The following is a 12204-nucleotide window of genomic DNA, read 5'->3' as shown; positions in this document are numbered from 1 at the left end:
TGTTCCTTTCGGTCATCGGTTTTTCAGGATTCATTCGCTGCCCTGCGCCCAGCGAAGCAGCTTGGCCACGGGCGCATACAGCGCACGCGGGATCGGCTGGTCCTGCGGCACTTCTTCATAGATGCGCTCGGCCAGCGCGGGCTCGAATTCGGTCGGGATCAGGCCTTCGCTCGCGAAGCGGCGGATCTGCGCGGCCACTTCGCCCTCGCCGCGTGCGATGACGCGCGGCAGGTCGGTCTCGCCGAGGTATTGCAGGGCGACGGCGATGCGCGGCGAATGGATCACGGCCGACGACGCGCGCACCCGGTCGTTCAGGCTTGCGTACACCGCCTCGAAGTAGGCCGAACGCCGGCGCGAGCGGTTGATCGGGTCGCCCTCCATCTCCTTGTATTCCTGGCGGATCTCCTCGATGGACATGCGCTGCTTCTTCATGAACTCGTGGTGCTCGTGCACGTAGTCGACCGCGGCCATCACCGCGTAGATCACCACCGCCCAGCCGAAGGCGACCAGCACCATGTGGGCGGCGGCCGTCATGATTCCCTCGGGCCGCGCGTAGCCCAGCTTGAGCGCGGTGTCGACGAAGCCGCGCACCACCACGAACATCAGCATGCCGAGCAGCGCGGTCTTGGTGCACATCTTCAGCAGGTTGATGAGGCTGCGCGTCGAGAAGATGCGCGTCAGGCCCTCGGCCGGGTTCATGCGGTTCACGTCGGGCTTGATGCGCTCCCACGCTGCCACGCCGCCGACCTGGAACAGCGAGCCCACGATGCCTGCCGCGGCGGTGATCGCCATGATCGGCAACGTTCCCCACACCAGGGTTTCGCCGGTGTGCAGCAGCAACTCGGCGAAGCGGTCGTCGGGTGCCGTCAGCAAGGTGGTGCTGGTCGCATGCAGCCAGAGTTCGCGCAGCAGGCTGTAGATGAGCCGGCCGCCCAGCCACAGCGACAGCACAACCACGATGAACACCACGGTCGAGGCCACGTCGGTGCTGAACACCACCTCGCCGCGCTTGCGCGCGTCGCGCAGGCGCTTGGCGGTGGGGGCCTGGTCTTTCTCCGCCATGCCCTGCCCGCTACAGCGTGGACCTCAGGAAATCGAGCACGCTGTTCTCCGGCCGCAGGAAATCCTGCAGCGACTCGTACACGAAGAACAGGAACAGCAGCATCATCAGGTGCGCCAGCAGGCTCTTGAGCGGCTGCGCAAAGACGAACACGTTGAGCTGCGGCGCCACCCGGCCCACCAGGCCCACGCCCAGCTCCACCAGCAGCAGCACCACGATGACGGGCGACGCCAGCTTCACGATCCACAGGAAGAGCGTGTCGCCCTGCCGGATCGCGAACTGCTCGAGCACCAGGCCCAGGTTGGGAAAGAAGGAGCCGACCGGCCAGATGCGGTAGGAGTCGACGACCACCCCGAGCATCGCGAGCAACCCGCCCGCCGACACGAAGAGCGTGATGACCATCCAGCCCAGGAATTCGCTGGTCGCGCCGTTCTCGTGCCCGGCCACCGGGTCGAAGAAGGAGGCGTTGCTGGAGCCGGTCTGGAAATCGATCAGGTCGCCGACGCTCTGGATGGCCCAGATGAAGATGCCGAAGCCCAGGCCCAGCAACACTCCGATCAGGGCCTCCTTGCCCGCGATGAACACCCAGGTGGTCATCGATGCGGCCGGCACCTCGCCCGCCACCGGCGACATGAAGATCGCCAGCATCAGCAGGATGCCGTTGCGCACGGTGCCGGTGATCATGCCGCCCGACAGGAAAGGCACGACCGCGAAGATCGCGAACAGCCTCGGCAGCGTGAGCACCACCGCCGAGAAGAACTGCTCCATGTTGCCGAGTTCGAAGCTTTCCATGGCTGCTGCGTACCTAGGCGGGCCGGCGCATGGCCCAGGCCTGCGCGGTGCTCTCTTCGTTGGCGTCTTCGAGCCGCAACTCCTGCAGGTGCAGGCGCTCGGTGCGCGCGCGCTGCTGCATCTGCCGGGCCTTCTCGAGTTCGCCATGAGCGGCGCGCAACTGCCGCCGGCTTTTCTCCAGCACCTGTTCGCGCTCGGAGTGCGCCCGCGCAGCCTGCACCGTGGCCTGCCCGGCCTCGGCGATCCGCGCATCGAGCGCGCCGCTCCATGCGCCTGCGCTTCGGAAGGCCTCCACGCTGCACTGGCCGCCAGAGAGCGCGCCCCGGGTGGCCTCCCAGTGCCGTGCCTTGTTCTGCACCTGTTGCTGCTGCCAGGCCTCGGCCTGCTGCAGCCGGGCCTGGCTCTCCTCGGCGGCCGCGCGGTCGCGTGCAACCACGCCCATCGCAGCGGTCTTCTGCCGCTCGCGCACGTCGACCAGGAGCTTCCAGTCGATGCTCATCGCGCCCTCCCAGCCACCGGCTCATAGCGCAGCAAGGCGGCCAACGACTGGTCGAAGGGCTGGCTGCTCTTCGGCGGCTGCGACAGAAACTGGAGCATCGCGGGCCGCCCCTGGATCGCCTCATCGGCCAGCGCATCGCTGCCCGGCTTGTACTCGCCGATCTGCACCAGCAGTTCCATCTCCTGGTACTTGGCCAGCAGGCTGCGAAAGTGCGCCGCCGCCGTGCAGTGCTCGCGCGAGGCGACCAGCGGCATCACGCGGCTGATGCTGGCCAGCACGTCGATGGCCGGGTAGCGGTTGGCCGCCGCGATCTTGCGCGACAGCACGATGTGGCCGTCGAGGATGGAGCGCACCTCTTCGGCGATCGGGTCGTTCTCTTCGTCGCCTTCGGTCAGCACCGAGTACACGGCGGTGATCGAACCGGTCTTGCCCTGTCCCGCGCGCTCCAGCAGCTGCGGCAGCATCGAGAAGATCGACGGCGGATAGCTGCGGCGCGTCGGCGGCTCGCCGCTGGCAAGGCCGATCTCGCGCTGCGCGCGCGCAAAGCGCGTGAGCGAATCGACCAGCAGCAGCACCTTCTTGCCCTGATCGCGGAAGTGCTCGGCAATGGTGGTCGCCACGTAGGCCGACTTGATGCGCTCCATCGGCGGCCGGTCGGAGGTGGAGACCACCATCACGGTCTTGGCCAGGCCCTCGGGGCCGAGGTTGTGCTCGATGAACTCCTTCACCTCGCGCCCGCGCTCGCCGATCAGCGCGATCACGTTGACGTCGGCCGTCGATCCCCGCGCCAGCATGCCGAGCAAGGTGCTCTTGCCGACGCCGGGCGGCGCGAACACGCCCACGCGCTGGCCTTCGCCGAGCGTCAGCAGCATGTCGACGGCGCGGATGCCGGTGGCCAGCGGCGCCTCGATCATGCGCCGCGCGAGCGGACTCACCGGCTCGCGGTGCACCGGCAGCCGCGCGTGGGTGGCGAGCGGTCCGAGTTCGTCGATGGGCTGCCCCAGCGCGTCGAGCACGCGGCCCAGCAGGCCGGCGCCCACCGGGCAGATGTGGCCGCGCCCCGTCGGCACCACCTCGGTCAGCGCCGAGATGCCGGTGATCGGGCCCAAGGGCGTGAGGATGGCGGTGTTGTTGCGAAAGCCCACCACCTCGGCCAGCAGCGGCGGCTCGCCCGGCGTGACCAGCTCGCACAGCTCGCCCACGTGGGCCTGGATGCCGGTGGCGTCGATCAGCATGCCGACCGCCTTGCTCACGCGCCCGCGCATGCCGACCGGCATCACGCGGCCGAAGACCTGCTCCAGTTCAGCGACGATGCCCAACGCCGCGTCGGACGCGATCGACTGCGGCGCGCTCATCGCTTCGCCTCCGCGCCATCACCCGGACGGTCGACCGCGCCACCGCGTTCGACCGCGCGCCGGAAGGCTTCGAGCTGCGCCTCCACGCCGAGCTCCAGCGTGCCCGATGCGGTCTGTACCACGCAGGCGCCGATGGCGAGTGCCGGGTCGGCCACGACGCTCACCGTCATGTTCCATTGGGCTTCGGCCCGCAGCCGCGCCAGCACTTCGCGCATAGAGGCCTCCTGTGCCGGCGCCACGCGCACGCTGATGAAAGGCTCGCCGCGAATCAGCGTGTCCACCCGCATCAATGCGGCCTCGAACAGCGCCTCGGGCCGGGCGTCGGCGATGAACTTGCCCACGGCCTTGACCACGATCTGCGCCATCGCGCTGCGCAGCGAATGCAGCTGCCGCTCGGCGGCCATGGTCTCGGACACCAGTTGCCGCGCGTACTCGGCCTTGGCGCGCTTCAGCCCTTCCTCGTAGCCCTGGCGGCGGCTCGCCTCGGCATCGTGAAGGGCCTGCTGGGTGATGCGGCGCGCCTCCTGGCGCGCGGTGTCCACCACGGCCGATGCGTCGAGCAGCGCCGCGTATTCGTTCTCCTTCAACACCTTGCGCTCGCTCAGGAGCTGCAGGTTGTCGGTGGTGATCAGAAAAGCCAGTCCCATTGCGGCAGTCTTTCGGGAACGATGCAGGAGAGCATCAGTTCGTTGAGTTGCAGGGCCTGGCGCGGCCCCAATGCCGGCACGCTCAAGGCGGAAATGCGCCGCGGCAGCTTGTGCTTCAGGCGTTGGAGCACCAGCTCCCCTTCGGACGCCGCGGCGCCCAGCAGCAGGCGGTAGCCACGGTCGAGCACCACGCGGCCCGTCGCCAGGGGCCGCTGCTGCACCACGGCGCTGTCCATGCGCAGTTCGGTGAGCTGGGGGACGCGGTCGAGCACGAAGTCGACGGCGTCGCGGTCGAAGCGGCGCGCCTGGCGACGGATCTGCAAGCCCGCCCCGCCGCGCACCTTGAAGAGCGGAAGGTGCGCACAGAAGCCGAGGTAGGCCGCGAGACGGCGCAGCGATGCCGCATCAAGCAGCGCCAGCCGCTTGAGCCGCGAGTCGAAGTTGTAGTCGGCCGCCGCATGCGGCTGCGCATGGCCCGGCGCCTGGCCGCGCCGCAGCAGTTCGGCCAGCACCGCACGACCGGCCGGGCCCATGCGGGCCACCGAGCGATGCCGGGCCGGCCAGTTCGCCGGCAGCCAACTCGGATGCAGGTCGGCCTCGGGATGCAGGTTGAAGCGCATCACCAGGCGCACCAGGTCCATCGGGCCGGGCGCGGCCGAGGCGGGGTGTGGCGTAGTGGTCGGCGCGGCCATGGCGTGCGATCAGCGCTTGAGCACCTGCCGGCGCATCCAGGTATGCCAGTCCTGGCCCTGGCGGCGCAACAGAGCCGGCAGCGCCATGAGGCAGACGGCGGCCAGCAGCAGCAGGCCCAGCAGCACCATCGCTGTCTGCGTCGAGAACAGGCCGAGCACCATCGGCGAGCCGGCCGCGGCGCCCGCGGAGCTTGCGCGCGATATCCGGCGCGCCTCGAACAGCGACAGCGACACCTGGTCGTGCGTGAGCCCTTCGATGCTGTGCGCCACCATGTCCTTCACCGCCGGCGCCAGCAGGCGCAGATCGATGTCGGGCCGGTGCTTGATGAACACCGCAGCGGACGACGGCCGGATCTTCTCGCTCAGCGGGTCGTTGGCCGGAATGACCACGTGCACCCGCGCGTCCACCACGCCATCGATGCTGCGCAGGGTCTGCGACAGCTCCTGCGACATGGCGTAGATGTAGCGCATGCGTTCCTCGGAGGGCGTCGACACCAGGCCCTGCTTCTGGAACACCTCGCCCATGCTCACGTAGCGCTCGGCCGGCAGGCCCTGCACCCGCAGCAGATCCAGCGCCTGGCTCAGGCGGTCTTCCTCCACCTCGACCTGCCAGTTGCTGCCTTCGAGCTTTGTCTTGGTCGCGGCGATGCCGTCGTTCGACAGAGCGGCGACGATCTCGTTGGCCTCCTGCTCCTTGAGGTTGGAATAGAGCGCGACCTTGCAGCCCGCCAGTGCCAGCAACAGCACGAGCGCGGCAAGCCAGCGCAGGCGTGGAGGCCTCCTCATTGCTGGTTCTTCAGCAGGCTGCCGAACAGGCTGGTCGCGGCGCTGGCCAGCCCGGTGGAGATATGCATTCGCGCGAACATCATGTTCGCTTCCATGGCGTGATCGGTCATCACGAACATGGTCTTGATGGGGTCGGCGAAATCGATGGACTCGAGCATGCTCTTGCGCATGTCTTCCATGGAGCGCACGTTGCCCGACAACTGCGCGGCCAGCGACTTGGCCGCATCGCCGATCGCACTCGGCGCGCTCGTCCCGGCCGGCGCCTGCACGCCCTGCATCATGTTGGCGAACATGCGTGTCTCGCCCGGCTCGAAGTGCGAAGGGCTCGTCACATGCTGCGCGGGAGCGGCATTGGCGGATGCGGTGGATGCAGCAACTTCGGGGGGCGGCGCGCTGAGCGCGGCAGAGGCAATGGGATCGGTCATGGTTCACTCTCCTCGCAAAGAAAGAAGGGCCGCGCGAAGCCCGTCGGCCTCGCGCGTGCCTTGCCGTCAGTTCTGCTTGGCGGACTGGCGGATGTCGTTGCCGGTGGACTTGGCCACTTCGGTGCCGGCGGCGTTGGCGCCGTTGACCGTCTGGGCGGTGGCGGCTGCGCCGGAGATGGTCGCGCCCGCAGCCATGCTGACGCTCATCAGGCGAGCCTGGTCGGCCGCGGCTTGCTGCATTTGCTGGATCGAGGTGTCGACTGCGCTCATGGTGAAACTCCTGTCAAAAGTTGGGGTTTATGAAGTTGCGGATGAAAACGCTTCGCCATTCGGCAAAGCCATTCCATGCAGCGCACCGCGGTGCGTTTGCGCATGAAATCGGGGAACGCGGGATGAAGAAAAAAATCTGCTTCACCTCGCGGGTTTCTTGTTGGGCACGCCGCCACTCAGCACCAGCCCATCTGCATCGATGCTCTTCAGTTCCGCGCCCGAGCGCAACACCGAGCCTTCGTAGTAGCGGTTGCCGTTCGACAGCTGGATGTGGCGCAGGCCGTTGCTGTCCTCGGTGATGCTCACCATGCGCGCGGGCAGCATGCTCTGCCAGTTCTCCCATTGGGCGCGCACGTCGTCGTCCTTGTTCTCGGTCTTGGGTTTCTCGCGGTACTGCACCTTGTCGGAGACCAGCACCGAAGGGTGCAGGTCCTCGCTCAGGCGGCGGATCTTCTGGCGCACGGCCGTGTCTTCCACCGTGCCCGTCAGCACCAGCCGGCCCTGCCCCGTGTAGGTGACGGCCACACCGGGATCGTCGACGTAGCGGCGCGCCTGCTCGACCATGTCTTCGGCCGAATGCACGTTGACGCTGACTTTGCTGCCGAAGCGCGCCATCGCATCCTCGAGCGTGCGGCGGCGCTGCTTCGATTCCACGTAGCCCTTCACGCCGAACTGCCCACCGGGCGCGGCGATGACCTCGACCTCGGGGAACGGCACGAGCGCCTTTTCCACCTCGGCCAGGTTCACGCTGTTGCCACCGGCCGCACCGCCGCGATCGCCGCCCAACGACATCGCCGCGATGCCGAGCACGGCCAGGATCGCGACCACGCCGCCGACCCAAAGGCCCAGCCGCTGCGTGCGAGATGCGGGCCGGCCCGCCAGCGCGTTCTCGTCGGGCAGCGCGCCATGGGCCGGCGCGAACATGCGGTCCTCCTGCGCATGGGTGGGATAGGTGCGGTCGAGCTGGAAGTCGATCTGCCCCACGCTCACGATGTCGCCCGCCACCACGCTCTTGCGCGGCTGCTGCATCTCTTCGCCGTTCAGGCGCGCCGAGGCGGTGCCCAGGCGCTGCATCGACACGACCAGTTCGCCCACGGTGAACGCCAGGTGCCGCGGCAGCACGTCGCCGCCCGGCAGCATCACCTCGCACTCGCCACCCGAACCGAGCACGTTGATGCCGGGCTTGAGCACGATGGTGCGCCCCTTCACCGCGCCGCTGAGGAAGCGCAGGCACCAGCCGGCGGCTTGCGCCTGCACGCCCTGAGGCGCCTGCGGCCCTGCCGTGGGTTCGTCGTCGAACGGAATGTCGCCATTCATCGCTTCAACCTCCGGGCTCGGGCAGGGGCAGCGTCGGCACCGAGGCTGTGGAGCCGGGCGTGACCAGGCGCGGCGTCAACAGGTAGAAGCGCTCCATGTTGTTCTGCTTCTTGTCGGTGTAGCGAAAGAGTCCGCCGACGCCGGGAATGTCCTTCAGCAGCGGCACGCCGGTGACGGCATTGCTCTTCTCCTCCGACGAGTAGCCGGCAATCAAGAGGCTCGCACCCTCGTCCACCAGTGCCTGCGTGTTGACGGTGCGGCGGCGCACGATCGGGATCTTGTCGACGGACTGCGGGCTCAGGTCGCCGTCGACGATGTCGATGGACATCATCACGCCGCGGCCGGCCTTCTCGTCGATGATGAGCGGCGTCACGCGCACGGCAGTGCCGGCGGTGATGCTGAAGAGGCCCGCATCCTGGAAGCCGTCCACGCGCACGTAGAACTCGCTGAGGTTCTCCAGCACGGCCTCCGTGTTGTCCAGCGTCATCACCTTCGGGCGCGCCACGAAGTTGGCGTTGCCGTTGGTGGCCAGCGCCGTGACGCGGGCCAGCAGGTAGTTGCGCGCGCTGTTGCCGATGGCAGCGGTGAACATGCCGCCCAGCGGCGTGAGCGGGTTGCCCAAGGTGTCGGCGCTGCCGATCTGTCCCGCCTCGCTGCCCGTGCCACCCCAAGTCAACTGTCCGCGGTCGCCGCGGCCGGTCTGGAAGTCGGCGTGGCGGCCGTGCAGGCGCCAGTCCACACCCAGGCTCGTGAGGTTGTCGGAGCTGATGTCCATGATGGTCACCTCGATCTCGACCAGCCGCGGGCGCGTGTCCATCGACTCGATCAGCCTGGCGTACTGCGCCATCTTCTCGGGCATGTCGCGCACCAGCACCGCGTTCATGCGCGTGTCGGCCTGGAACTGCGGCAGCTCGTTGCCGGCAACGCTCGACATGCCGCCGAGCGTGGTGGCGTCGCCGCCCTGCCCCGCGCCCGCGACGTCGATCTTTGGCGCGTTGATGGTTTCGCCGCTGCGCAGCTTGATCTGCCGGTTCGGCCCCACCGACAGCGTGCCGTTGGTACCGCGCCCACCCGATCCGCCGCCCGAGGACTGGTTGCCGGTGCTGCGTCCGTAGAGACTGCGCAGCACGTTGGCCACGCCCGGAATCACCGTCTCCTTGCCGGAACGGTTGATACGGAAGTCGGAGGCCCAGGCGAACTTGAGCGGGAACAGGCGGATCTCCGCGCCCTCCGCCATCGCGGTCTTCTGGTCCGCCAGCTTCACGGCCTGGCGCACCATTTCCACGTAGCGCCGCGGCCCGGTGACGTAGACGCTGGCATCGCGCTCGCTGATGCTCAGCGGATAGCGCTCGTCGGAGATGTGCAGCCGCACCAGCGTCTCGGCAATGCGCGCGGCGTTCTCGGCCGCGATCGGCAGCACCTCGCTCTTGGCATCTGCGGCGAGGTCGACGAACAGGAAGGCCCCGTCGTAGTACCAGGTGAGGCCGTTGACCGAGCAGACGCTGTTGAGGATGTTCTTCGCCGGTCCGTCGAACTTGCCGCTGATCACGCCGTTGACCTTGGGGTCGATCACCGCGGTGATGCCCTGCGACGAAGCCAGCTCGCGCAGGAAGTCGTTCAGCGGCTTCTCGTTGGCGATGATCTGGAAGGGCTTGTTCTGCCAGCGGAACTCCGCCGCCATGCCGTGCTGCATGAGCAGCATGAGCATCGCGCAGCCCAGCAGCATGAGGGCCTGGCGACGCATCGAGAGCAGACGCGCGGCGGCGGTCGTCATCATCATCGCGGCGGTCACGACAGCGAGGTCAGCGACAGGAAGGCGCGCTCGGCGAAGCGCATCACGTCGCGCCCCAGCCAGCCGGCCGTGACGATGATCGCCACCATCACCGCGATCAGCCGCACCGACTGGCCGATGCTCTGGTCCTGCACCTGCGTCACCGCCTGCAGCACCGCCACGACGAGCGACGACAGCGTGGCCACTACCACCACCGGCAAAGAGATCCACAGCACGAGCATGAGGCCCTCGCGCGTGATGTCCAGGATGTTCTGCGGTGTCATGGCGGATCGGCTCTCCCTCGGAAGACAGGTTGCGGTGCGGGTTGCTGTGCGAGTAGTTGCGGGCGTTCATCAATGCGCTTGGGGATTGGTGATCCATCCCACGGGTTGCAGGGCCACGTCGTCGTCGATTTCCTGGTAGGACAGCACCGCCAGCTGCGGCGCGACCGGCTCGATCAGGTTCTTGATGTAGCGCCGTACGTCGGACGACGCGATGGCCACCACGCGGTTGGCCGTGGAGCCGAGCACGCGCCGCAGCTGCTCGCGGATGTCCTGCGTGACGGCCGGGCTCAGCAGCAGCAGGTTGCCGCGCGGCGAGCGCTCGATGGCGTTCTGCACCCGGTCCAGCAGGCTGGACTCGAACAGGATCGCCTCCAGCTGGCGGTTCGGGCCGACGTAGCGGCTGGTGATGTAGCGCCCCAGGTGGATGCGCACCAGCTCGGTGAGCGCAATGCCGTCCTGCTCCTTGGCGGCCCACATCGTCAGACTCTCGAAGATGGCGTGCAGGTTGCGGATCGGAATGCCCTCCTGCAGCAGCCGGCGCAGCACCTCGGCGATGCGCTGCGCCGAGGCCACGCGCAGCACCTCGGTGGCGAGCTCCGGCGCATCGCGCTGCACCGAGTGCAGCAGGCGCTGCACTTCCTGCAGGCCGATGAGGTCCTTCACGTTGCGGCGCACGGTGTGGTCCACATGCAGGCCCACGACTTCCGCTGCGCTCCATGTCGTGAGGCCGGGCTCGGTGCCCGGCACCCATACGACCCGCGTGAACGGGCCGAAGGGCTCGGCAACCTCCGCACCTGGCGGCGTGGTGACCGCCTGCGCCGGATCGAGCAGCAGCCAGTCGGGCTTGAGCGTGCCGCGCGCCACGGCCACGTCGTGCACCAGCACCTGGTACTCGTTGTCGGCCAGGCCGTCGACGTAGTTCAGCTGCAGCCGCGGAAAGATCGGCCCGAGGTCGGACTCGACGGAGGTCTTCACGAGCGACAGATGCTGGTCGAGCACGAAGCGGTCGACCGAGGTGCGAAGGCCCGAGGACAGGCGCACCGCGAGCGGCGCTGCGATGGCGTGGTCGGTGTCGGTTTCTTCCGCGGCCACGCCGCCGCCGTGCGAGATCCAGCCCGGCGTGTTGCGCTGCTGGCGCAGCATGCGCATCGTGAAGCCCAGCCCGAGCAGTATGGTGGCCAGCACGCCGAACACCCACTTCGGAAAGCCCGGCACGACGAGGAAGCTGGCGACCGCAAGGCCCGCGATGATGAGCGCGCGGGGATGCGCCATCAGCTGGTCGCCGATCTGCTGCGCGAGCTGCGAGTCGCGGCGGTCGCCGGTGCTCACACGGGTGATGACGATGCCGGCGGCGATCGACACCAGGAGCGACGGGATCTGCGACACCATGCCGTCGCCCACCGTGAGGATCGCGTAGCGCTGCAGCGCGCCGCCCAGCGTCATGTCGTGCATCAGCGTGCCGATGGCGATGCCCGCGAGGATGTTGACCAGCGCGATCACGATGCTCGCAATGGCGTCGCCCTTCACGAACTTCATCGCGCCGTCCATCGCGCCATGCAGCTGGCATTCCTGCTCCAGCAGGCGGCGCTGCTTCTGCGCCTTGGCGGAAGACAGCACGCCGGCGCGCACGTCGGCGTCGATGCTCATCTGCTTGCCGGGCATGGCGTCGAGCGCAAAGCGCGCCGCCACCTCGGCCACGCGCTCGGAGCCCTTGGCGATCACGATGAACTGCACGATCGCGATGATCAGGAACACCACGCCGCCGACCACCACGTTGTTTCCGACGATCAGCTTGCCGAAGGTGTCGATGATGTGGCCCGCATTGGCGTGCAGCAGGATCAACTTGGTGGACGCGATGTTCAGCGCGAGGCGGAACAGCGTGGTGAACAGGAGCAGCGACGGAAAGGTCGACAGCGACAGCGCCGAAGGCACGTACATCGCGACGATCAGCAGCACCAGGCTGATGGCCAGGTTGCTCGCGATCAGGAAGTCGAGCAGCGGCGTGGGCAGCGGCAATACGAACAGCGCCACCACCACGACGAGCAACGCCGCAAGCAGCAAATCGTTGTAGCGGCCGGCATTTCCCAGCAGGTCGCGAAAGCTTCCGCGGTACTGTCGAAGAGATCGCGAGGAACTCGCCATTGCGTCCTTGCTCAAGTGAAATCTTGGAGTTGTTTTCTGCTGCGCACTGCCCTCCAGTTGCACAACGAACGTGAAGAACATCACGTCGCGACGGACTCTAAGCGGCGCCCTCCGATCACGGCAACCACGAGTTCTCGTAAGTACGAAGGACCTGTGGCGCGCGC

General features: G+C 67.9%; 13 protein-coding genes. All 13 read right to left on the bottom strand.

The window, feature by feature from the left end:
- Nucleotides 1-30: 30 nt before the first annotated feature.
- The gene (locus PMI12_RS16720) at nucleotides 31-1062 is read right to left on the bottom strand and encodes an EscU/YscU/HrcU family type III secretion system export apparatus switch protein (protein ID WP_007834720.1); all 1032 of its coding nucleotides are present in this window, start codon (nucleotides 1060-1062) and stop codon (nucleotides 31-33) included.
- Between the two features lie 10 nt (nucleotides 1063-1072).
- Entirely contained in the window at nucleotides 1073-1852 is a 780-nt protein-coding gene (gene sctT / locus PMI12_RS16715) for a type III secretion system export apparatus subunit SctT (RefSeq protein WP_007834719.1), read from the bottom strand.
- A gap of 13 nt (nucleotides 1853-1865) precedes the next feature.
- Nucleotides 1866-2351, bottom strand: a complete 486-nt coding sequence (locus PMI12_RS16710) for a hypothetical protein (RefSeq protein ID WP_007834718.1) — start codon at nucleotides 2349-2351, stop codon at nucleotides 1866-1868.
- The gene (locus PMI12_RS16705; protein ID WP_007834717.1) at nucleotides 2348-3706 is read right to left on the bottom strand and encodes a FliI/YscN family ATPase; all 1359 of its coding nucleotides are present in this window, start codon (nucleotides 3704-3706) and stop codon (nucleotides 2348-2350) included. Before PMI12_RS16705 ends, PMI12_RS16710 begins: the two co-directional genes overlap by 4 nt.
- Nucleotides 3703-4353 (bottom strand): type III secretion system stator protein SctL, encoded by a 651-nt coding sequence (gene sctL, locus PMI12_RS16700; RefSeq protein WP_007834716.1) that lies wholly within the window; start codon nucleotides 4351-4353, stop codon nucleotides 3703-3705. Before sctL ends, PMI12_RS16705 begins: the two co-directional genes overlap by 4 nt.
- The gene (locus tag PMI12_RS16695; protein WP_007834715.1) at nucleotides 4335-5045 is read right to left on the bottom strand and encodes a hypothetical protein; all 711 of its coding nucleotides are present in this window, start codon (nucleotides 5043-5045) and stop codon (nucleotides 4335-4337) included. The genes sctL and PMI12_RS16695 overlap by 19 nt, the downstream gene beginning before the upstream one ends.
- Nucleotides 5046-5054: 9 nt before the next feature.
- The gene (sctJ, locus tag PMI12_RS16690; protein ID WP_007834714.1) at nucleotides 5055-5831 is read right to left on the bottom strand and encodes a type III secretion system inner membrane ring lipoprotein SctJ; all 777 of its coding nucleotides are present in this window, start codon (nucleotides 5829-5831) and stop codon (nucleotides 5055-5057) included.
- Nucleotides 5828-6256: a hypothetical protein gene (locus PMI12_RS16685; RefSeq protein WP_007834713.1), complete on the bottom strand. Its 429-nt coding sequence runs from the start codon at nucleotides 6254-6256 to the stop codon at nucleotides 5828-5830. Before PMI12_RS16685 ends, sctJ begins: the two co-directional genes overlap by 4 nt.
- A gap of 66 nt (nucleotides 6257-6322) precedes the next feature.
- Nucleotides 6323-6526 carry a hypothetical protein gene (locus tag PMI12_RS16680; protein WP_007834711.1) on the bottom strand — a complete coding sequence of 68 codons (204 nt, stop codon included), beginning with the start codon at nucleotides 6524-6526 and terminating at the stop codon, nucleotides 6323-6325.
- 141 nt (nucleotides 6527-6667) lie between these two features.
- Complete coding sequence (locus tag PMI12_RS16675; protein ID WP_007834710.1) at nucleotides 6668-7843, bottom strand: FHA domain-containing protein; 1176 nt, start codon at nucleotides 7841-7843, stop codon at nucleotides 6668-6670.
- A gap of 4 nt (nucleotides 7844-7847) precedes the next feature.
- Nucleotides 7848-9623, bottom strand: coding sequence for a type III secretion system outer membrane ring subunit SctC (gene sctC, locus PMI12_RS16670; RefSeq protein ID WP_007834709.1), 1776 nt, complete (start codon nucleotides 9621-9623; stop codon nucleotides 7848-7850).
- Between the two features lie 8 nt (nucleotides 9624-9631).
- Entirely contained in the window at nucleotides 9632-9898 is a 267-nt protein-coding gene (sctS, locus tag PMI12_RS16665) for a type III secretion system export apparatus subunit SctS (protein WP_007834706.1), read from the bottom strand.
- A gap of 69 nt (nucleotides 9899-9967) precedes the next feature.
- Nucleotides 9968-12040 (bottom strand): type III secretion system export apparatus subunit SctV, encoded by a 2073-nt coding sequence (sctV, locus tag PMI12_RS16660; protein ID WP_007834704.1) that lies wholly within the window; start codon nucleotides 12038-12040, stop codon nucleotides 9968-9970.
- Between the last annotated feature and the right edge of the window lie 164 nt (nucleotides 12041-12204).

Source organism: Variovorax sp. CF313 (genome assembly GCF_000282635.1).
In the GTDB taxonomy this organism is placed as follows: domain Bacteria; phylum Pseudomonadota; class Gammaproteobacteria; order Burkholderiales; family Burkholderiaceae_C; genus Variovorax.
Note: the sequence above shows the minus strand (reverse complement) of the source record. Positions and strands in the feature narration are given on the sequence as shown.